The sequence below is a fragment of the Aphanothece microscopica RSMan92 genome, from assembly GCF_046613545.2.
In the GTDB taxonomy this organism is placed as follows: Bacteria; Cyanobacteriota; Cyanobacteriia; order PCC-6307; family Cyanobiaceae; genus NIES-981.
The window spans coordinates 1-617 of the sequence record NZ_JBKKKY020000341.1; the positions used below are offsets into that span (position 1 = coordinate 1).

A 617-nucleotide genomic window follows, 5' to 3' on the forward strand; every position below is an offset into this window, starting at 1 on the left:
GACGGCGGCCTATGTCGCCGCGGGCTTCGTGCCCGAGACGCGCGAGGACATCGGCGAATGGTCCACCCTGGTGCTGACGCGGGCCTGACCGCCGGGGAACGCCGCGAATTGGGGCGAAGCGGCCTGAAAATGGCCCGCTTTGCCCCGCTGTTGCCGCACATGCCTTAGATTCGCCACAATCGGCGCGCATCCAGAACGCGGGTCGGGGCAGGTTTCACGGGGATGTGTCATGTACGACCCGAATCTGCAGGATTTCTATCGCCGCATCGACCGGGTCGAAATGGCCCGCGCGCGCGGCCTGGGCTTTGAGGCGACGGGCACGCTGGGCCGGTCGGCCTATCGCCGCCCCGCGGCGCGGCGCTGGTCGATCCTGAAGCCGGTGCTGCTGGTCTGCCTGATCATGCTGGCGCTGAAAGGCGTGATCCACCACGAGATCGGCGCGGCCACCTATGACCAGCGCGTGGCCGGGCTGATGGCGGGCGACGGCGTCGACCGGCTGGGCGCCTTCCTGATGACGGCGGACCCCGTCACGCTGTGGATCTCGGGCCAGATCGCCGAGGCGCTGCGCTGACGCGCGAAAAGCCAAGGGCCGCGCCCCGGGCGGGGTCGCGGCCCTG

The 617-nt window shown here is 70.3% G+C and carries 1 protein-coding gene; it reads left to right on the forward strand.

Going from position 1 to position 617, the window contains the following annotated elements:
- The first annotated feature begins 229 nt into the window (after window positions 1-229).
- Window positions 230-571: a hypothetical protein gene (locus ACLD7X_RS17890; RefSeq protein WP_411425038.1), complete on the forward strand. Its 342-nt coding sequence runs from the start codon at window positions 230-232 to the stop codon at window positions 569-571.
- Window positions 572-617: the final 46 nt, after the last annotated feature.